The 19,686-nt window shown below is 65.7% G+C and carries 18 protein-coding genes; 7 read left to right on the top strand and 11 right to left on the bottom strand.

The genetic code is table 11. The features are described from left to right. Positions 1 to 192 precede the first annotated feature (192 nt). The 7 genes from AC5Y6Y_RS18515 to AC5Y6Y_RS18485 are packed head-to-tail and all read left to right on the top strand — an operon-like array spanning position 193 to position 7,663. A complete protein-coding gene (locus AC5Y6Y_RS18515) occupies positions 193 to 1,395 on the top strand; it encodes a cytochrome P450 (RefSeq protein WP_499919225.1) in 1,203 nt (400 codons plus the stop codon). A gap of 25 nt (positions 1,396 to 1,420) precedes the next feature. Next, positions 1,421 to 2,260: a mycofactocin-coupled SDR family oxidoreductase gene (locus AC5Y6Y_RS18510; RefSeq protein WP_463827230.1), complete on the top strand. Its 840-nt coding sequence runs from the start codon at positions 1,421 to 1,423 to the stop codon at positions 2,258 to 2,260. Positions 2,261 to 2,270: 10 nt separating this feature from the next. Further along, positions 2,271 to 3,101, top strand: coding sequence for an SDR family NAD(P)-dependent oxidoreductase (locus tag AC5Y6Y_RS18505; protein WP_463827229.1), 831 nt, complete (start codon positions 2,271 to 2,273; stop codon positions 3,099 to 3,101). A 22-nt stretch (positions 3,102 to 3,123) separates the two neighbouring features. After that, positions 3,124 to 4,551 carry a serine hydrolase domain-containing protein gene (locus AC5Y6Y_RS18500; protein WP_499919226.1) on the top strand — a complete coding sequence of 476 codons (1,428 nt, stop codon included), beginning with the start codon at positions 3,124 to 3,126 and terminating at the stop codon, positions 4,549 to 4,551. A 9-nt stretch (positions 4,552 to 4,560) separates the two neighbouring features. Then, positions 4,561 to 5,463, top strand: coding sequence for a class I SAM-dependent methyltransferase (locus AC5Y6Y_RS18495; protein WP_499919227.1), 903 nt, complete (start codon positions 4,561 to 4,563; stop codon positions 5,461 to 5,463). A gap of 39 nt (positions 5,464 to 5,502) precedes the next feature. Beyond that, positions 5,503 to 6,423 (top strand): class I SAM-dependent methyltransferase, encoded by a 921-nt coding sequence (locus tag AC5Y6Y_RS18490; protein ID WP_463827226.1) that lies wholly within the window; start codon positions 5,503 to 5,505, stop codon positions 6,421 to 6,423. A gap of 25 nt (positions 6,424 to 6,448) precedes the next feature. Further along, entirely contained in the window at positions 6,449 to 7,663 is a 1,215-nt protein-coding gene (locus AC5Y6Y_RS18485; protein ID WP_499919229.1) for a peptidoglycan DD-metalloendopeptidase family protein, read from the top strand. On the opposite strand, the gene AC5Y6Y_RS18480 is transcribed toward AC5Y6Y_RS18485, so the two are convergent. The 11 genes from AC5Y6Y_RS18480 to AC5Y6Y_RS18430 form a co-directional block, all read right to left on the bottom strand. Further along, entirely contained in the window at positions 7,621 to 8,703 is a 1,083-nt protein-coding gene (locus AC5Y6Y_RS18480; RefSeq protein ID WP_499919255.1) for a hypothetical protein, read from the bottom strand. The two genes, AC5Y6Y_RS18485 and AC5Y6Y_RS18480, sit on opposite strands and share 43 nt — an antisense overlap. A gap of 20 nt (positions 8,704 to 8,723) precedes the next feature. Further along, positions 8,724 to 9,752: an NAD-dependent epimerase/dehydratase family protein gene (locus tag AC5Y6Y_RS18475; RefSeq protein WP_499919230.1), complete on the bottom strand. Its 1,029-nt coding sequence runs from the start codon at positions 9,750 to 9,752 to the stop codon at positions 8,724 to 8,726. A 134-nt stretch (positions 9,753 to 9,886) separates the two neighbouring features. Further along, positions 9,887 to 10,693 (bottom strand): SDR family NAD(P)-dependent oxidoreductase, encoded by an 807-nt coding sequence (locus tag AC5Y6Y_RS18470; RefSeq protein ID WP_463827223.1) that lies wholly within the window; start codon positions 10,691 to 10,693, stop codon positions 9,887 to 9,889. Positions 10,694 to 10,709: 16 nt separating this feature from the next. Then, on the bottom strand, positions 10,710 to 13,082 hold the full coding sequence (locus AC5Y6Y_RS18465; RefSeq protein WP_499919231.1) for a CaiB/BaiF CoA-transferase family protein: 2,373 nt from the start codon (positions 13,080 to 13,082) through the stop codon (positions 10,710 to 10,712). Further along, positions 13,082 to 14,050: an enoyl-CoA hydratase/isomerase family protein gene (locus tag AC5Y6Y_RS18460; protein ID WP_499919232.1), complete on the bottom strand. Its 969-nt coding sequence runs from the start codon at positions 14,048 to 14,050 to the stop codon at positions 13,082 to 13,084. Before AC5Y6Y_RS18460 ends, AC5Y6Y_RS18465 begins: the two co-directional genes overlap by 1 nt. A gap of 2 nt (positions 14,051 to 14,052) precedes the next feature. Beyond that, positions 14,053 to 15,171, bottom strand: a complete 1,119-nt coding sequence (locus tag AC5Y6Y_RS18455) for a M24 family metallopeptidase (RefSeq protein ID WP_499919234.1) — start codon at positions 15,169 to 15,171, stop codon at positions 14,053 to 14,055. Beyond that, positions 15,161 to 16,393 (bottom strand): M24 family metallopeptidase, encoded by a 1,233-nt coding sequence (locus AC5Y6Y_RS18450; RefSeq protein WP_499919235.1) that lies wholly within the window; start codon positions 16,391 to 16,393, stop codon positions 15,161 to 15,163. Before AC5Y6Y_RS18450 ends, AC5Y6Y_RS18455 begins: the two co-directional genes overlap by 11 nt. Then, complete coding sequence (locus AC5Y6Y_RS18445; protein WP_499919237.1) at positions 16,390 to 17,547, bottom strand: amidohydrolase family protein; 1,158 nt, start codon at positions 17,545 to 17,547, stop codon at positions 16,390 to 16,392. The genes AC5Y6Y_RS18450 and AC5Y6Y_RS18445 overlap by 4 nt, the downstream gene beginning before the upstream one ends. 29 nt (positions 17,548 to 17,576) lie before the next feature. Continuing rightward, positions 17,577 to 18,815 (bottom strand): cytochrome P450, encoded by a 1,239-nt coding sequence (locus tag AC5Y6Y_RS18440; RefSeq protein WP_499919238.1) that lies wholly within the window; start codon positions 18,813 to 18,815, stop codon positions 17,577 to 17,579. A gap of 2 nt (positions 18,816 to 18,817) precedes the next feature. After that, entirely contained in the window at positions 18,818 to 19,012 is a 195-nt protein-coding gene (locus AC5Y6Y_RS18435; RefSeq protein ID WP_463827216.1) for a ferredoxin, read from the bottom strand. Next, the gene (locus AC5Y6Y_RS18430) at positions 19,009 to 19,680 is read right to left on the bottom strand and encodes a TetR/AcrR family transcriptional regulator (protein WP_463827215.1); all 672 of its coding nucleotides are present in this window, start codon (positions 19,678 to 19,680) and stop codon (positions 19,009 to 19,011) included. The genes AC5Y6Y_RS18435 and AC5Y6Y_RS18430 overlap by 4 nt, the downstream gene beginning before the upstream one ends. Positions 19,681 to 19,686: the final 6 nt, after the last annotated feature.

The following is a 19,686-nucleotide window of genomic DNA, read 5'->3' as shown; positions in this document are numbered from 1 at the left end:
CCATTACCCGATGAGCGAATATCGCACATTGCTAAATGGACGAGAATGTTGTTCTCTGATAGTAAGAACGGTAAATAGCCGAAACGGATTCCGCGTTGACACTCGTTGGTGGGTGGTGACAGAGTTTCCCAGGCGGCACGATCGCGCTCTCCCGGCCAACGGGGCGCGGTTCCGGCGAGAGGGCAGTTACCTGTGACAGTCAGCGCTCCCAACGATGTCTACTTCGATCCGTACGACGTCGGGCTCAACGCCGACCCCTATCCGATGTTCCGGCGCCTGCGCGAAGAGGCGCCGCTCTACTACAACGAGCAGCACGACTTCTACGCACTCAGCCGGTTCGCCGACGTCGATGACGCGATCGTCGACTATCAGACCTTCAGCTCCGCGCGCGGCGCCATTCTCGAGCTCATCCGCGCCAACATCGAGATGCCGCCGGGCGTCCTCATTTTCGAGGATCCGCCGATCCACGACATCCACCGCAAGTTGTTGTCCCGTATGTTCACGCCGCGCAAGATCAACGCCCTGGAACCCAAGATCCGTGAATTCTGCGCGCGCAGTTTGGATCCGCTGGTCGGTACGGGTCGATTCGACTTCGTCGCCGACCTGGGCGCACAGATGCCGATGCGGGTGATCGGCATGCTGCTGGGGGTTCCGGAAGAAGAACAGGAAGCCGCCCGCGACTTCGCCAACGCACAGATGCGCACCGAGGCCGGCAAGCCGATGGAGTTCTCTGCCGAAGCCATGCTCAGCGGCGAGTTCTTCAGTCAGTACATCGACTGGCGTGCCGCGCATCCCTCCGACGACCTCACCACCGAACTGCTCAACGCGGAGTTCGAGGACGAGACCGGCACCGTGCGCCGGATGCGCCGCGACGAACTGCTCACCTACATCACCGTGGTGTCGGGTGCCGGCAACGAGACCACCACCCGGTTGATCGGCTGGGCCGGCAAGGTGTTGTCCGAGCATCCGGAACAACGGCGTGCGCTGGTCGAGAATCCGGCGTTGATACCGGCGGCTATCGAGGAGCTGCTGCGCTTCGAACCGCCGGCGCCGCATGTGGCGCGCTATGTGACCCGCGACGTGGAGTACTACGGCCAGAAGGTGCCCGAAGGCAGCGTCATGATGATGCTGATCGGCGCGGCAAATCGTGACCACCGCCAATTCCCGCCCGACGGAGACGTTTTCGACATCCGCCGAGAAACGCGCCAGCACCTCACGTTCAGTGTCGGCACCCATTATTGTCTCGGCTCAGCGCTCGCGCGGCTGGAGGGCCGCATCGCGCTCGAGGAAATCTTGAGGCGCTTCCCGGATTGGGAGGTCGATCTCTCCGCAGCCACGCTTTCCCCGACGTCGACGGTTCGGGGTTGGGAATCCATGCCGGCCGTGCTCGGCTGACGACGACGCAGAAAAGGGGTAAGTCATGACTGGACGGGTAGAGGGCAAGGTCGCCTTCGTCACCGGGGCTGCGCTGGGTCAGGGCCGTAGCCACGCGGTGCGGTTGGCGCAGGAGGGCGCCGACATCATCGCCATCGACGTCTGCAAGCGGGTGGTGGAGACCAGCCCGATCCCGGCGGCCACGCCGGAGGATCTGGCCGAGACCGCCGATCTGGTCAAAGGCCTCAACCGGCGGATCTTCACGGCCGAAGTCGACGTGCGGGACTACGAGGGGCTCAAGGCCGCAGTGGACGCCGGCGTCGAGCAGCTGGGCCGGTTGGACATCATCGTCGCCAACGCCGGCATCGGCAACGGCGGGGACACCTTGGACCAGTGCAGCGAACATGACTGGCAGGAAATGATCGACGTGAACCTGTCCGGCGTATGGAAAACGGTGAAAGCCGGTGTGCCGCATCTGATTGCCGGCAAGAAGGGTGGCTCGATCATCCTGACCAGCTCGGTCGGCGGGTTGAAGGCGTATCCGCACTGCGGTAACTACGTCGCGGCCAAGCACGGTGTCGTGGGCATTATGCGTTCGTTCGCAGTTGAGTTGGGACACCACATGATTCGGGTCAACTCGGTACATCCCACGCACGTGAGCACCGGCATGATCATGAACGAGGGCACCTGGAAATTGTTCCGCCCCGACCTGGAGAACCCGGGCCCCGACGACATGGCCCCGATCTGTCAGATGTTCCACACGCTGCCCGTGCCGTGGGTGGACGCGGAGGACATCAGCAACGCGGTGCTGTTCTTCGCTTCGGATGAGTCCCGCTACGTCACTGGTGTCACCCTGCCCGTCGACGCGGGGAGCTGCCTCAAATAGGGTTCGCCCTATGGAGAGTTTCGACGGGCGCGGGGCGGTCATCACCGGCGGGGCCAGCGGAATAGGGCTGGCCACCGCCACCGAGTTGGCCCGACGCGGTGCGCGATTGGTGCTTGCCGACGTCGACGGACCGGGTTTGGAACATGCCGTCAATCAACTGCGCGGCGACGGTGTCGACGCGCACGGCGTGCTGTGCGATGTCCGTCATCTGGAGGAGATGCAGCATCTCGCCGAGGAGTCCTTCCGGCTGCTCGGGCAGGTCGACGTGCTGTTCAGCAATGCCGGCATCGTGGTGGCGGGCCCGATCGCCGAGATGACCCACGAGGACTGGCGCTGGGTGATCGACATCGACCTGTGGGGTTCGATCCACGCGGTCGAGGCCTTTCTGCCGCGGTTGCTGGAGCAGGGCACCGGCGGTCACATCGCGTTCACCGCCTCCTTCGCCGGGTTGGTCCCCAATGCGGGGCTCGGCGCCTACGGGGTGGCCAAGTACGGGGTGGTCGGTCTGGCCGAGACGCTGGCCCGTGAGGTCAAGGGCAACGGCATCGGGGTGTCGGTGCTGTGTCCGATGGTGATCGAGACCAAGTTGGCGTCCAACTCCGAACGCATCCGCGGTGCGGACTACGGTCTGGTGTCCACACCCGACGGGACGGTGGCCGGGCTGCCCGAGCAGGATGGCACCCTCGGGGTGGCAGAGCTGGCCCGACTGACCGCCGATGCGATCCTGGCCAACCGTCTGTATGTGATCCCGCATGAGGCGGCCCGCGCCTCCATCCGGCGCCGCTTCGAGCGCATTGACCGTACCTTCGACGAGCAGGCCGCCGAGGGCTGGCGCCACTAGCGCGCGCGAAATCGTCGCAGCCATGCAGGAAGTCACCGGCACCGACCTCGGTGCGGCGTTCTACGAACTCGATGCCAGGATCGAGTCGGGCATGAAAGCCTATGCGATTCCGGGCGTGGCGGTCGCCGTCTGGGCGGACGGCCAGGAATACGTAAAGGGTTACGGGGTAACCAATGTCGACTATCCATTGCCCGTGGACGGTGACACCCTATTTCGAATCGGCTCTACTACGAAGACTTTCACCGGAACGGTGGTGATGCAGCTGGCCGAACGGGGCATGGTCGATCTGGATTCGCCGGTCCGCCGTTACATCCCCGACTTTGCGGTTGCCGACCCGTCGGTGAGCGCCGCGGTGACCGTGCGGCACTTGCTCAATCACACCTCAGGATGGGATGGCCGCAACGGGCAGGACTTCGGGCGCGGTGAGGACGCGGTGGCCCGCTACGTCCGAGCGATGGCACGGCTACCTCAGCTGACTGCGTTGGGAACGGCGTTCGCGTACAACAACTCAGGACTAGTGGTCGCGGGGCGGATCGTCGAGCTTGTCACCGGCACCAACTACGAGACCGCCGTGCAGCAACTGCTGCTCGAACCTCTGCAGCTGACCCGCAGCCGCTACTTCTCCGACCAGATCATCGGTCTGAATGTGGCGGCACCCCACGGTGTCATAAACGGCAAACCCGTTGTCGACACCGGATTCTGGGCATTCCCACGTAGTTGTCACCCGACCGGGGGGTTGATGTCCACCGCGCGAGATCTTCTGTGCTACGCGCAGTTCCACCTCGGCGATGGCCGGGCGCCCAATGGAGAGCGGGTCCTGAGCCGACAATCACTGGAGGCGATGCGCTCCCATCCCGGTGCGGGCGGGACGCTCTGGGTCGAGCTGACCGGCATGGGCGTGACCTGGATGCTGCGGCCCTCCGCGCAGGGTGTGACCATCGTCGAGCACGGCGGCACCTGGAAGGGTCAGCGCTCCGGATTTATCATGGTGCCCGATCGCGACTTCGCCATGACGGTACTCACCAACTCCGATGGCGGATTTCATCTGATCAACGACCTCTTCGCCCGCGACTGGGCACTGCACCGATTCGCCGGCATCACCAACCTGCCCGCCATACCGCGCCGCCTGGACGCAGCCGACCTGGCACCCTACGCGGGTCGGTACATCGCCGAGCAGGTCTCTCAGGACGGCAGCCGCGAACAAACGGTCATCGACCTAAGGGTGCAGGACGGCAAGCTCGCCGGCACTTTGGGCGCCGGCGACGCCGACCCGGAGGGGCAGCACAGCGTCGAGTTGGGACTCGCCTTCTACCGGCCGGACTATGGGCTCGACCTCGGACCCGACCAGCAGCCCACCGGCAGTCGATCCAACTTCGTCCGCGGACCAGACGGCGACATCGTCTGGTTGTGCAGCCAACACGGGCGCCTGTTCCGGCGTCAGCGACACTAGGCTGAGCTGATGTCCCGCGCCGACGATGACACCTGGGATCTGGCGTCCGGTGTCGGTGTCACCGCGACCATCGTCGCTGCCGGGCGGGCAATGGCCACCAAGGATCCGCGCGGGTTGATCGACGACCCGTTCGCCGAACCCCTGGTCCGCGCGGTAGGACTGGATCTGTTCACCAAGATGATGGACGGCGAAGTCGACATGTCCACGATCGCGGCCGTTTCACCGGCCGTGGCGCAGGCGATGGTCGATGGAAATGCGGTCCGCACCAGATACTTTGACGACTACGTCCGCAATGCCACCGACAGCGGAATTCGACAGGTGGCGATCCTCGCGTCCGGGTTGGATGCTCGGGCCTACCGGTTGCCGTGGCCGGCCGGGACCGTGGTCTACGAGATCGACCTCCCCCAGGTGATGGAGTTCAAGACGAGGACCTTGGCCGAACTCGGAGCCAGGCCCACCGCAATTCGGTGCCCGGTGTCCGTCGACTTGCGCGGAGATTGGCCGACGGCTGTGCAGGCCGCCGGCCTTGACCCGGCAGCACCGACGGCGTGGCTGGCCGAGGGCCTGCTGATCTATCTGAAGCCGCAGGCGCAGGACCGGCTCTTCGACCACATCACCGAACTCAGCGCCACCGGCAGCAGAATCGCCACCGAATTCGTTACCGGCATAGCGGATTTCGACGCCGAGCAGGCGCGGACCATATCTGACCCGTTTCGCAGTCACGGTGTCGACATCGACTTGGCCTCCCTGGTCTACACCGGCCGGCGCAACCATGTTCTGGACTACCTGGGCGCCAAGGGCTGGCGCCTCGAAGGCATCCCGCTGGCCGAACTGTTCCGGCGCAGCGGCCTTGCTGCACCCGCTGCCGACGACGACACCGTCTTCATCAGCGGTGACCTGACCGGTCGATGATCGTGTGCGATTCTTGATGCGCTGGCCCGAAGGAGGATGGTGACGCGTACAGACGACGACAACTGGGACCTGGCCAGCCATGTCGGCGCGACCGCGACGCTGGTGGCCGCGGGCCGGGCGCGGGCTACGAGTGCCGCACTGATCGAGGACCGGTTCGCCGAGCCGCTGGTCCGTGCGGTGGGCATCGAATTCCTGACCCGATGGGCCACCGGGGAACTGTGTGCGTCCGACGTCGATGAGCCCGAAGCCGCCTGGGGCCTACAGCGGATGACCACCGAGTTGGTGATCCGCACCCGCTACTTCGATCAGTTCTTCGCCGACGCGACAGCCGCCGGGCTTCGGCAGGCGGTGATCCTGGCCTCCGGGCTCGACTCGCGCGGCTACCGACTGCCGTGGCCGCCGGGCATGACGGTGTATGAGATCGATCAGCCGGATGTGCTGCAGTTCAAGGCCGAAACCCTGGCGCAGCTGGGTGCTGAACCGACGGCGAACCTGCGGATGGTGCCGGCCGACTTGCGTCACGACTGGCCGGCCGCGTTGCTGGGGGCCGGATTCCAGCCGGCGCTGCCGACCGCCTGGATCGCCGAAGGCCTGTTCGGTTATCTGCCCCCGGAAGCCCAGGATCGACTGCTGGACAACGTCACTCGATTCAGCGCACCGGCCAGCCGGATGGCGGTGGAGAACTACGTCGGGTCGTCGGACCTGGACTCGGCACGGGTCGAACAGATCATCCGTGCTGCGACTCGCACCTGGCGCGACCACGGATTTGATCTGGACATCTGGTCGCTGAACTATTCCGGTGTCCGCAGAGACGTTTCCGAGTACCTGGCGAACTACGGGTGGACATCAGTGGGCACCACGGCCGCGCAGCTGCGGGCCGATCACGACCTGCCCGCGATGGATGGCAGTTACGTCCCGCCTTCCGACAAGCCCAGCTACTACACATCGGTGCTCGCGTGATCGCCGCCATCCGGCGGAGTCCATGATGCGGGTTCTGGGAGTGACGCGTGCCCACAATGCCGGAAAGACGTTGGCCGGCACCTTGGACTCGCTGGCCGCGTTCTGTGACGACATCTACGCGATCGACGACCGCAGCACCGACGACACCGCGGCGATCCTGGCGAGCCACCCCAAAGTCACCAATGTTGTTCGCGCACGGCCAGATCTACCTCCGACGCCCTGGTTGATCCCCGAGTCCACCGGGCTGGAGTTGCTCTACCGGATGGCCGACTTCTGCCGTCCGGACTGGATGGTGATGGTCGACGCCGACTGGGTTTTCCAGATCGACATCGACATCCGTGACGTGCTGGCGCACACCCCCGATGACGTTACGGCGTTGATGTGCCCGATGGCCTCCCGCTGGGATGATCCGGAGTACCCGGACATGGTGCCGGTGATGGGCACCGCCGAGGCACTGCGCGGGCCGTTCTGGCGGTGGCGCCCCGGCCTGTATGCGGGACCCAAGCTCATGCACAATTCACACTGGCCGGCCAACATCACCGACCACGGTCGCATCGGGCAGCTCGACGGAATCCGGTTGACCCACAACGGCTGGTCGACGTTGGCGGAGCGGATTTCGAGAGTCCAACACTACATGCGGCTCGATCCGGATTTCCGGCACAACTTCGGTGTGGCCTACGATCGCTCGCTGCTGTTCGGCTACGCACTCGACGAACTCGACCTACTGAAGGCCGATTACCGACGGCGGGTGCGCGGCGACTTCGACCGGGCCGAGCCGGGTGTCCGGTTGCCGGTCGAGGCGGAGCCGCGCGCGATCGGCCGCGGCTACGGACCCCGGGCGGACGGTTTCCATCCCGGTGTCGATTTCGCCGCTGACCCCGGCAGCCCGGTCTACGCTGTTATATCTGGAATTGTCTGTCGCGCAACCGAAATCAATGGTCTCTACTCGGTGGCCATCGCTGACAGCGATACCGAGATCCGCTATACGTTTCGGCCCGGCGATGACAACCGACCCGCAGTCGGCGACCGGATATGTGCGGGTTCCCCGATCGGCTGCCTCGGCGCCGACGACCGGGACGGTTACCTGCACTTCGAGACGCGGATCGGCGGTGCGCACGTCAATCCGCTGCGCTTCTTGGGCAATATGGGGTTGCGGCCCTGGCCGCCGCCGGGCCGGCTGCGCGCGGTATCGGGCAGCTACCCGCCGGCCACACCGTGCACGATCACCGCCGACGGATGATTGTGGGCAACCTCGGCGCGGCTGCTCGTCCGGTAGGCGTCGATCCGTTCCACCAGGCTTCGGCCCGCCCGGATTGTGGAACGGACCTCCTGTAGCAGTTTGGCGGGATGCTGTAGGTCCATCTCGTGCAGTCCCTCGTACCGGTCGATGCCGAAGCCCGCTGTCTCGATCCGGATTCCGAACGGCAGGGTCAGCGTTCGCAGCGCGTCGAAGTGCTGATAGGGGACGAACGGCTGACCAGTCGCAAACAGACAACTCGACCGGTGCATGGCCAATGTCCGTGCGGTGAAGGTAAACGTATCCGCAGAAGTGGCGCGGCGGTTGTTCGGCTCCGGCGACGGCGCCTCGATCAGTGTGATGGGCAGCCCGAGATCGTTGGTGTCTTCGCCGAAGTGCCACACCAACTGCCCCCGATGCGGGTCGTCGACCAGCTGCCGCGCGCGCCGAACCACTTCGGAGGTATCCATCCCGAACGCGGCGGCCGCCGCGGTGGCCAGCAGGTCGAATTCGGTACGCGCGCCCGGGGCGCAGGACGCGACCGCGTCCTGTTCGGTCGACAACAGCCGCCGGGAGGCGGCGGCAAGCACGATATGGGCGACGCGATTCTCGCCGGCGAGTTCCCGCGCCCACCTGGCTCGGAGCATGTTCGAGTAGCGCCCGGTGCCGATCACCAACATGTAGTCGAATGTGTCTGCAGCGGGACGCGATTCATGTGTGAGGCCCAGCCGCTGGGCCAGCCTCGTTATCGTCGCGAGTTGCTCGTCCGGCATTTCCAGCGGGGGGATCATCCACCGTGCCCCACCGTCGGCGTCCTGGCACTGCACTCGCCGGCCGCTCGAACGTGCCCTCGCCCGTCCCCGGTAATCCCATACCTCGCTGAACTCGTCCAGGAAGGCCAACCGGGTTGCCAGATCGTCGTGCCGCGGCACTACTCCACCGAACATCGCAACCAACTGCGCCAGCGCGTCGTGGGCACTCCACGCGTCGACCTTCGCGCGCAGCGACGTCAATGATTCCCCGTCGAGCCCGTCCGCACGCATCGACGTCTCAGCCGGACCATTCACTTCAGGTTCCTCGCCTCCGAAGATCCGTTGCTGGTAGGGCCGGCGGCGGGGGTCAGGACGCCGCTGCAGCCGTCTTGTTCGTAGGAGTAGCGAGGTTGGTCCTTCGCCCATTGGATATAGCGGTCGATGCCGTCCCAAATGTCGACTTCGGGCCGGAATCCGATGCTTCTGGCGAGGTCGATGTTGGCCGGGAAACGTGCGACTTCGCCCGGACGCGCGTCGTGGCGGGTGATCTCGGCGCCGAACTTCCCGGCTATGTATTCGACGATGTCCTTGACTCTGGTGTCTTTGCCACTTGCGAAGTTGATAGCCCGTCCACGAAGTGTGGTGTTCTGCAGGACGAGGTTGTAGGCATTGACGATATCGCTCACGTACAAATAGTCGCGAGTCGCCGAACCGTCGCCGAAGATCGTCAGATTTTCGCCGTTGACCGCCTGCCGGACGAGGCGCGGAATAAGAGCACCGAATCGCCCGGTTTTCTGGCGCACCCCGAAGATATTGAATGGTCGGACGATGGTGACGTCCAGACCGTAGGAGCGGTAGTAGGAGTAACACAACCGATCGGCTGCCGCCTTCGAGGCGCCGTAGGGGCTGTTCGGTTTCAGTTCCGCGCTCTCGTCAAGAAGCTCACCTTCCTGCAGATTGTGCCCGTCTCCATATACTTCGCAGGTCGAGACGTAGATCAACCGGTTCTTGTAGCGCCGAACCGCCTCGAGTACGCGGTAGGTACCCATCACGTTGGTTTCGAGGAAGCTCTCCGGATCACCGAGCGACTGGTCGACATTGATGTTGGCGGCCAGATGGAATACGACGTGATGATCGCGAACCGCGCGATGGACCATTTCCCCGTCGGTCACCGACCCCGAAATAAAAGCGGCTCGCTCGTGCGAACGAAAATCAGCGGTATTTCGCCTCGCGCTCTTCGATGACGTATTCAGGACAGTCACCCAGTGCCCGTGGTCGAGTAGTGACTCCGACAGATGACTGCCCTGGAAGCCTGCGCCCCCGGTGACAAGTATTTCCATCCGACTCATTCCTCACCTGTTAGCTGTGTCACACGAGCCTAATAGATGCCGCCGCCGAAGTCAGGGCATTTCGTCCCACTCGAAGATGAGACAAATATGCCCGCCGTGCAGCCCGCGTCGACGCTGCTCAGGAACTAACGTGGGCCGAGCTGGTAGTCGCCGGTTTCCGGGTTGCGGTGCCAACCACTGGACGCATGCGTGCCGCCGTCGACATGGATGGTCTGTCCGGTGATGTAGCTCGCCAGGTCAGATGCGAGAAAAACTGCGGTGCCGGCGATCTCGTCGACGTGACCGGGACGACCCAATGGAACGACGTTGCCGATCGCGGCTATCGCATCGGCCCCGCCGAGCTGCGCCAGGCCCTCGGTGAGCGTGATGTCGGGTGCGATGGCGTTGACCCGGATGCGGTGCGACGCCAGTTCCAATGCGGCGGTCCTGGTGTAGTTGATCACGCCGGCCTTGGCGGCGGCGTAGGCCGCATAGCCTGGTGCGGCGCGCACCCCCTCGATAGAGGTGACCGCTATGATGCTGCCGGCCAGCCCGGCGGACACCATCAGCCGGGCCACCCGTTGCGTGCACAGCAACACATGCCGGAGGTTCGCCCGATACAGCGCGTCCCAACCGTTTTCGGTGGTATCCAGCAGCGGTGAGGAGAACACCCCACCGGCATTGTTCACCAGGATCGTCGGCGTGCCCAGCTCGGCTGCAGTGCGCTGCAGGGCGGCGTCGACCTGACCGCCGTCTCGTACGTCGGCCGTGATGCCCAGGGCACCAATAGATTCCGCGGCTTGCGCACAGCTGTCCGGGTTGTGTTCCCAGATGGCCACCTTGGCGCCGAAGGACACCAGACCGGCGGCGATACCGCGGCCGATGCCCGCTCCGCCGCCGGTGACCACTGCGACGCGATCGGTCAGCAGGATGTTGGACGGGTCGATAGCCACCGTCACCGCCTGCGAATCATGCTGGTGCCCGGCCGATCACACCGTCGGCCTCCAGTTCGGCGATCTGCGCCGCGGTCAACCCCAGATCGGTGAGCACCTCGTGGTTGTGCTGCCCCAGCAACGGTGCGGGCCGGGTGTGGAATCGGTCGGGGCCGTCGGACAACCGCATGGGCACGGTGCTGAGCCTAGCCGAGCCGTGCACCGGATGATCGACGACTTCGAAGAAGCCGCGGGCGGCCAGCTGGGGTAGTTCGGTCTGCCGGTGCGGTTGCATCACCTTGGCCACCGGAACCCCGGCGTCCCAGAGCATCCCGACGATCTCGTCACCGATCCGTTGCCCGCACCACGCGGACAGCCGTTCGTCGATCAGGTCTGCGTGTTCGCGTCGGCCGGCGATGGTGTCCAACCGCGGATCCATTGCCCACGTTGGTGATCCGAGTGCAGTCTGCAAGCAGCGCCAGTGTTCGTCGGTGGCCACCGCGACCGCGACCCAGCTGTCCAGCCGTCCGAACTCATCGATCTCGTTGGTGCGGTACAGGTTCTGCGGCGCGGCGGTCGGCCCACGGTTGCCGGCTCTTTCCAGCAGGGCGCCGTAGGCGGAGTACTCGATCAACTGCTCGGCGGCGATGTTGATTGCGGCGTCCACCATCGCCGCCTCGACCAGCACGCCCTGCCCGGTGCGGCGGCGGTGTTCCAACGCCAGCAGCAGCGCGTTGAGGGCGTGCACGCCGGCGTTGGGGTCACCGACCGAGTACGGCTCGAACGGGGTGCGGTCGGGGTAACCGGTCAGCCAGCTCACCCCCGACGCCGACTCGATGACGTAGGCGAAGGCCGGGTTGTCCCGCCACGGACCGTCCAAGCCGAAACCGGGCATCCGCAGCATCACCGCGTTCGGCCGAAGAGCCTGCACCGCAGCGAAATCCAAGCCGATCTGGTCGAGCACCCGGGGGGTGAAGTTCTCCGCGACCACATCGCAGGTGGCGATCAGCTGCCGCAGCAGGTCCCGCCCTCGTGGACTCTGCAGGTCCAGGGTCACGCCCTTCTTGTTGGTGTTCAGCGCCGCGAAGATCGGCGACTTCTCCCACCACCGATCCACGGTGGCCGGGATTCCGGCGATCAGCCGGGTGCCGTCGGGACGCCGGGTGGATTCCACGTGGATCACCTCGGCGCCCAGCATCGCCAGAAAGTGTGTGCAGGACGGGCCCGCCCAGAACGTCGTCATGTCGAGGACCCGTATGCCGCTGAGTGGCAACCCTTCGGCACGGGCTGCCGGCGCCGGGCGCGTGGACGGGTCGACGGAGCGCCACTGCTCGGTGTGTTCGCCCAGTCGCGGAGCGGGCCCGGGCGGCCGCAAGCGCGCCGGATGCATCCGATACGGATGGCCCGGTTGGGCGAATCCGTCACGCGGGTTGGACATGAATGAGCCACGCTCGACGAAGTGGTCCAGCGTTGCGATGTTGGCGCCGTTGGCCACTGGCGCGTTCGGTATCCGGAAGGCGGTGGCCAGTTCGCGAATCTCGTCCACCGGATGGCTGCGTACCCACGCGTAGATCTCGTCGGCGTGGATGTTGGCCTGCTCGGTGATGGACAGCGAAGAGTTCTCATCGATCCACTCGTCGTGGCCGACCATCGCACACAGGTCGAACCACTGTTGGGCGGTGCCGCATCCGAGGTCGACCAGCCCATCCTGAGCGGCCGCCACGCCAGGGACGGTGGGCCGGCGAGCATCCCGCCACGGCCGCCCCAGCATCTCGAAGAAGGACACCGGATAGTAAGTGAGACAGAGGATCTGGGTCTCCAGCATCGACATGTCAATGAGCTCACCAACCCCGCGGTACCGCGCGGTCAGGGTGGCGGCGCTGGCGTAGGCGCCGGCCAGATACTCCCCCACCTGGCCGCCGACGTAAACCGGGGCGCGGTCGGCCACCCCGCGGCCCAGCCCGATGATCCCGCCAGACCAGGCCTGCAGCGTGAACTCGGTCGCCGCACGGTCTCGCCAGGGGCCGTGCAGTCCGAACGGGGTGATGGCGGTGACGACGAGATGCGGAAACCGCGACCGGATCTCTTCTGGAGCAACCACTTCGGCCACCGCGGACCCGGGCGACCAGATCACCGCGTCGGCCGCGGCCAGCAGCCGATCGAGCAGGTCCAGGTCGGCGCCAGGATCCACCACGACGCTGTGCTTGGAGCCGGCCAGAAAGCTGAACAAGGCGCCGTCGCCCTGGACCGACGCGCCCGAGGCCGACCAGGAACGCAGCGGATCACCGTCGGGGGGTTCGACCTTGACGACGTCGGCACCGCCATCGGCCAGCAACTTCGTGCAGTAGGCGCCCGCGATCCCGCTGGACAGGTCGATCACCAGCAGACCGGTCAACGGCGATTCGACCACTAGCGCTTCTTCTTTCGACCATTGCCCTTGCCGGCGCGTGCCTTCTTGCTCAACCGCCAGTCCGGGGGGAACTTGTCGTCGTTGTCCTTGACCGCGCCCCCCAGGCCTTCGTCGATCGCCCCGGCCAGTGCGAAACCACCCGGGTCGGCCTGTGCGGCACCGCCGGCGGATTCGAAGAAGCCACTGAGCACGCTGCCCAGGTATTCACCCTGGAACTGTTTCATGATCTCGAAGAATGTCTTCTGCATGAAAACCGTGTCGGTCGGCCGGTTTCGGGCACACGCCAGCGCGTACTTCGCCACTTCGGCCTCGAGATCCGCCCGGGGCACCACGCTGTTCAGGAAGTTGCAGTCGTACATCTCCGCGGCGGTGAAAGCACGTCCGGTATAGACCATTTCCTGAAATTTGCGGATGCCCATGGTCTGCGCCCACCACCACATGCGCGGTCCCCAGCCGTAATAGCGGAAGGACGGGTGCCCGAACAGAGCGTCGTCGCTGGCGATCACCAAGTCGGCGTCGGCGGCCTGATAGAAGTGCCAGCCGTAGCAGTACCCCTTGGCCTCCACGATGCTGATCTTCTTGAAGTCCTGCAAGCCACGTATCCCTGAGTTCGGATTCGCATACCACGCTCCGATGGAGGCACCGTGGCGAAACGAGCCTTTCGGTGGATAACTGACTTCCCCTGCGGCGATCCCGAATTCGGCGAGCAGCGGCTCGGGCTCGACCGCGTCCTTGGCTCGGATGAACTCCACGAGATCTGCGCCGGAGCCGAGGTCGGGCCCTTCGCCGCGAATCACCACGACCTTGACGTCGTCGTCGATGCCGGCCCGGTGCAACAGGGCGGCGTAGCGCCGCCGGGCCGCGATGGTGGGCGCGTTCAGATACTCCGGCCGGTCGAAGGTGATGGTGGCGATGCGGGTCTCGGCGTCCTTGTCATATCGGATCAGCTTGTCCGCCTTGGCCCCCATGCTCAGCCGTGCCAGGCCGGACTGGCAGTCAGCACTTCGGGACCGTCACGGGTGATCAGCACCGCCTCGCGTCCGAAGACCGCGCCGACGCCCGGTTCCCAGACGTAACCGGTGACCGCAAGGACCATCCCCGGCTCCAGTCGCTCACCGTCCGCCGTGCCGGGTAAGCGAGCGGAGACGACAGGCGGGTCGAAACCCATCCCCAGTCCGCGGGCCACCGGCATCGGCGGTGCCGGCTCCCCTGCGGCCTGGTAGGCCGCCAACAGCTCACCGGCTCCGTTGCCCGGGCTGCACGCCGCTACCAATTTGCCCCACAGGCGATCCCAACGCGCGAATATCGCCGGCGCACCGGCAACCGTTCCCACCGGCCAGGTGCGGCCCACCTCGCCGATGTAGCCACCGGCCACCACACCGGCCGACAGCGCTACGAGGTCGCCGGGCTGCACCCCACCGGGGTTGCCGGCCCGCCGCCAGGGATGCTCCCGCGACGTCACCCACGCCACATCCTGATTCGACGGGGTGCTGACTCCGCCGGCGGCCAGCGCCTCCAACAGCACCCCGGCCAGGGTCTGCTCGGTCACCCCGGGCCGCAGTTCGGCCACCGCGACGGCCAGCGCCGCCTCGGCCACCGCGACCGATTCACGCAGGGCGGCGATTTCATCGTCGGTCTTGATCCGGCGGGCAGCACGCATGGCCAGTTCGCCGTCCACCAGTTCAGCATTCGGGAAGGCGGTGGGCAGCAACTGCGCGAAAACCGGTGAGAGCGCGTCGGTTCCGACCCGGCGAGCGGTGTCGGCACCCTCGATGCGCCGCAGCGCGGCGATGGTGTTCACCGGATTCCACGAGATGCCGTACAGGTTCTCGTGCGGGATGTCGTCGGGCACCCCTTCGTCCCACGTGCTGAGCAGGTGGATCGCGCCGGTAGCACGCACCAGCACACAGGTGGGCCCGAACGGGCGGGTCCCCGCCACCCAGAGCTGCGGTGCGCCGGTGACGTAGCGGACATTGGCCTGCCGGCCCAGCACCAGCACGTCCAGGTCGTGTTCGGCCATCTGGGCCAGCGCGCGTTCCCGACGACCCAGGCGCAGTGCCCTGTCGTCGGCCAGAACCTCAGTCGCCATAGGGGCGGTAAGGGTAGTTGGTCAACCTCGTCGAGCCTTCCTCGGTGATCACCAGGACCTCCTCGCTGCGGTAACCGCCGGTGCCGTCTTCCCACACCACCGGTTCGACCACCAGCACCATGCCGGACTGCAGCACGAAGTTCTCGTCGAACTCGTTGCCGAGATCCGTTCCGATCATAGGCATTTCGGCCGCGTTGACGCCGATGCCGTGACCCAGATAGAAGTGCGGCAGCCACGGCCGGGCACCGCCGTTGGCCTCGATGGCCGCCCGGCCCAGGTCAGCGGCGGTGACGCCGGCGCGGGCCACGTCCAGCACCGTGTCCATGATGTGCCGCCACTTGTCGAACTGCGCCTGCTGCCGCGGCGACGGATCCTGCCCGACGATCCAGGTCCGTCCGAAGTCCGAACAGTAGCCCTGGTAGGTGATGCTGACGTCGGTCCACAACACGTCGCCTTTGCCGAGTTCGCGCTCGGTACTGAGCAACGGCAGCGCGAGGTCACCGTGGGTGGTCCACACACCCTCGGCCTTGCTGCGCGGCATCACCTGCCAGATCGGTTCCAGCATGCTGGCCATCGCACCCAGTTCGAAGGCCCGGCGCAGGAAGCGGCCCGACAGGTCGATCTGACGGATGCCGGGGGCAAGTGCCTGCTGCACTTCGACCATCGCTTCGTCGGTGATCCGGACCGCGGTGCGGATGCAGGCGAGTTCGTCGACGGTCTTGACCACCTTGGCGGCACTGACCACCGCGGCCGCGTCGACGGGCGCACCGTGGGGAAACAACGACTTCCGTGCGCGCGACATGGCACCGGTGAGTTCGTCGACCGCGACGGTCGACCCGGTCGGGACCAGTTCCGCGAGCTGCCGGGCGAAATCTGCCACCCCCTCGTCGAATTCGAGGTACACCGGACCATGCAGATGGTCGGTGGGCAGGTCCGACTCCTGCACGGCGCCTTCGCGGAAGGGCAGGAACAGGTGCGGCCACGGGTCGTCGGCGAGCACCACGGCCACCGGCCGCTCGACATAGGACAGCCCGGCATCACCCAGCGGCCAACTCGTTCCGGTGGCGTACACGACGGCGTTGTTGCCGAGCAACACCAAGGCATCGACGCCGCGATCGGCCATCGCGGTGCGCAACCGCGCGCCCGTCTCGCGCCGCAGCCGGGTCAGGTCGGGAGTTTCCGGGATCGCCAGCCCGCCAATGGTTTCGGTGACTGTGCTCACAAGCCCAGGAATTCGCTGACGTTGCCGCTGACCACCCGGGCGGCCTGCTCCGGTCCGACCGCCTCGACGACGGCCGCCAGCGACTTCTCCGAGTACCCGTAGGTACTTTCGTTGTGCGGGTAGTCGCTGGACCACATGACCTTGTCGACACCGATCCGGTCGATCAATTCCAGACCCAGCGGATCGACCATGAACGAGGCGCTCATGTGGGTGTCCCAGTAGTAGCGCACGTCGTGCTCCAGCGGCCGGTTGAACATGTGCTGGTAGGAGGCCACCAGGTGCTCGGCATCCTGCAAAGCCCACGGCACCCAGGCGATTCCGCCTTCGAACCAGCCGATCCGCAGCCCGGGGTGATCGTCCAGAATTCCGGTAAAAAGATACTTCGCGAACTGCTCGCGAAAGCCGTCGATGTTGATCATCATGCCGACGACGACGCTGTTGAACTGGCACGGCGTTTTTGGCGGAGTCTCCCCGATGTGATGTGTGACCGGAAGCCCAGCGGCCTCGATTTCGTCCCACACCGGCTTCATGGCGGTACTGCCGTAGTCGATGATGTTTCCGTCGTCGTCCTTGCCCGGGTTCAGCGGCAGCAGAAATGTCTTGAGCCCCAACGACTTCAACTCGCCTAGCGTCCGGCGAGTGCCCTCCGGGTCCCACCAGTTGATCAGTCCGGCACCGTAGAAATGCCCGTTGGAGCGCTCCTGCAACTCCGCGATGTACTCGTTGTAGATGCGGAAGGTGATTTCGCGCAGCTTCTTGTCCGGGTAGTGGAACAGCGCCAGCACGGCGTTGGGGAAGGCGAGTTCCTTGTCGACACCGTCTTCGCGTAATTCCTGAATGCGCGCGTCGATGTTGGTGCTGGCGGCCCCGGGCAGGTCGTCGTACTGCATGAGCACGGCACTGAAGTCGCCGGGCAGGAACGACTGGCCCTTGCGACCGACCTGATACGCACCGTCCTCGTACCAGATCCGGGGTGCCTTGTCCTTGAGGTCTTCCGGGAAGCGCTCGTAGAAGATGTCCGCGGCCAGCGAGATGTGATTGTCTGCGGAGAACACCTCCGTGCCGGCGGGCAGGCCGACATTGCTGCCGAGGGCGTGGCCTTTGCGATCTTTCGGTGCGCCAAAGCCTTTCGGGGGATAGAGCGTGCTTGTCATCATTGACCTCTCTCGGGCTGTGAAAGGGCTTACCAGCTGATCGGTAGTTCGTGGACGCCGTAGGTGAGCCGGTCGTGCTTGAACGGAATCTCCTCGAACGGGACGGCCAGCGTCATGGTGGGAATCCGCTGGAACAGAGTGCGGAACACGATCTGCAGCTCCGCGCGTGCCAGCTGTTGACCGACGCACTGGTGCCGGCCGTAACCGAAGGCCACATTGCGGTCCGCGTTCGAGCGGTGTAGGTACAGGCGGTCGGGGTCGGTGAACGCTTTGCCATCCCAGTTCGCCGGGGCCAGATCGATGACGATCCCCTCGCCCGCGCGAATGACCTCACCGGCGATGGGGATGTCCTCCACGGCGACGCGGCGCTGACCGTTCTGGATGATGCTGAGGTAGCGCAGCAGTTCCTCCACCGCATTGGCGACGATCTTGGGGTCGTCGGCATCCCGGATGGCCGGCAGCTGGTCGGGATTCTGCAGCAGCGCAAGGACACCGATCCCGATCATGTTGGCGGTGGTCTCGTGCCCGGCCATCAGCAGGCCGCTGGCCAATTGGGTGGCCTCCTTGAGGCTGAGTTCACCGGCCTTGACTCGCTCGGCCAGGTCGGAAACCGCGTCCTCAGCGGGGTTTTCCATCTTGGTCTCGACCAATGTGGACAGGTATTTGTACAGGCTCATCGCGCCCTTGACGGTGTCCTCGCTGGTCGCGTAGCGAGCGAGGCCGACATTGGCGTGCTCCTGGAACATCTCGGCGTCCTCGTAGGGCACCCCCAGCAGTTGGCTGATCACCAGCGACGGGATGGGCAGCGCGATAGCAGCGACGAGGTCGGCCGGCTGCGGGCCCGCGAGCATCTTGTCGATGTGGTCGTCGGTGATCTGTTGAATCGCCGTGCGAAGACCCTCTACGCGCCGGAAGGTGAAGGGCTTGGACAACATTCGCCGGAATCGGGTGTGCTCTTCGCCGTCGGAGGTGAAGACTGATCGCGGCCGCTTGTGCACTGTGGACAGCATGCGTTCGTTCCAGTGCGGGAAGCCAGGAATCCGGTCGTCGACGCTGACCCGCGAATCCGAGAAGAGCTCCCGGCACTGCTCATAGCCGGTGATCAACCAGGGGGTGCTGCCGTCCCAGATCCGTACCCGGGAAAGCGGTTTGGCAGCGGCCAGCGCCATCACGTCCGGGGGCGGCGCGAACGGGCACCCAGCTGCCCGGGCCATCGGATATTCGGGGATGTCGGTGTCGGTGGTGGTGTCTGTGAGTGTGTCGGACACGTTCACTCCTCGATCTGGATGGCCAGTGCCGGGCAGAAGGCAGCGGCTTTGCGGGCGCCCTCGGCCTGGTCGGCGGGTGGCGTTGGGTTGAGCAGGACGACGACACCGTCCTCGTCGCGCTGGTCGAATACTTCCGGCGCATTCATCACGCAGTTGCCCGACGATGCGCAGCTGTCCTGGTCGACGGTGATCTTCATCGGCCCAGCTCCTCGTCCACCGGAGTGACGGGCGCCAACCACAGGCCCACGATCGCGTCGATCAGTCCGGTGGCCGCCGCACGCCAGGACGGCCGCGGCGTCGAGGCGCCTTCGGCCAGCGCCCGCTCGAGATCGGCACAGGTGTGCATCAACAGGTTGCGCGCCATGATGTTTCGTTCGGACCGCACGGCGATCGGCAGGTCCGGTAGGCAGCTGTTGATGCCGTCGATCACCCGAACCAGCGACGACGAGCTCAGCGCGTCCTTGACGACGATGTTGTGGTAGGCCGGGTCTGTCATGGCCTGGGCGGCGAACCGGGCGTACCAGGTGGGGTTGCCCAGGGCCTCGAGGTGCTCGGTGAGCGGGCAGACCAGACAGGCCACCCACCCCCGCATCCCCACGGCATCCGGCATCGCCGCGACCATCTGCATGCGCAGCTGCTCGATCGGCCCGCGATGCTTCTGCTCGATCGCCCGTACCAGGTCCGCTTTGGTGCCGAAGTGGTATCCGACCGCCGCGTTGTTGCCCTGCCCGGCGGCCTCGCTGACCTGCCGGTTGGACACGGCGAACACCCCGTGCTCGGCGAACAGTCGCTCGGCGGCAACCAGGATCGCCTCCTGCGTGGAGCTGGCCCGGTCGCTGCGCACGGCTCGGCCGACGGTCGTCATGCCGCC

It is taken from the genome of Mycobacterium sp. NGS24 (assembly GCF_059813065.1).
Note: the sequence above shows the minus strand (reverse complement) of the source record. Positions and strands in the feature narration are given on the sequence as shown.

Excerpts from the sequence above, each read along its gene's own strand:
- AC5Y6Y_RS18455 (WP_499919234.1), bottom strand. The coding sequence starts at position 15,171 with ATGGCGACTGAGGTTCTGGCCGACGACAGGGCACTGCGCCTGGGTCGT.
- AC5Y6Y_RS18495 (WP_499919227.1), top strand. The coding sequence starts at position 4,561 with ATGTCCCGCGCCGACGATGACACCTGGGATCTGGCGTCCGGTGTCGGT.
- AC5Y6Y_RS18430 (WP_463827215.1), bottom strand. The coding sequence starts at position 19,680 with ATGACGACCGTCGGCCGAGCCGTGCGCAGCGACCGGGCCAGCTCCACG.
- AC5Y6Y_RS18480 (WP_499919255.1), bottom strand. The coding sequence starts at position 8,703 with ATGCGTGCGGACGGGCTCGACGGGGAATCATTGACGTCGCTGCGCGCG.
- AC5Y6Y_RS18505 (WP_463827229.1), top strand. The coding sequence starts at position 2,271 with ATGGAGAGTTTCGACGGGCGCGGGGCGGTCATCACCGGCGGGGCCAGC.
- AC5Y6Y_RS18445 (WP_499919237.1), bottom strand. The coding sequence starts at position 17,547 with ATGACAAGCACGCTCTATCCCCCGAAAGGCTTTGGCGCACCGAAAGAT.
- AC5Y6Y_RS18510 (WP_463827230.1), top strand. The coding sequence starts at position 1,421 with ATGACTGGACGGGTAGAGGGCAAGGTCGCCTTCGTCACCGGGGCTGCG.
- AC5Y6Y_RS18435 (WP_463827216.1), bottom strand. The coding sequence starts at position 19,012 with ATGAAGATCACCGTCGACCAGGACAGCTGCGCATCGTCGGGCAACTGC.
- AC5Y6Y_RS18485 (WP_499919229.1), top strand. The coding sequence starts at position 6,449 with ATGCGGGTTCTGGGAGTGACGCGTGCCCACAATGCCGGAAAGACGTTG.
- AC5Y6Y_RS18500 (WP_499919226.1), top strand. The coding sequence starts at position 3,124 with ATGCAGGAAGTCACCGGCACCGACCTCGGTGCGGCGTTCTACGAACTC.
- AC5Y6Y_RS18475 (WP_499919230.1), bottom strand. The coding sequence starts at position 9,752 with ATGGAAATACTTGTCACCGGGGGCGCAGGCTTCCAGGGCAGTCATCTG.
- AC5Y6Y_RS18460 (WP_499919232.1), bottom strand. The coding sequence starts at position 14,050 with ATGGGGGCCAAGGCGGACAAGCTGATCCGATATGACAAGGACGCCGAG.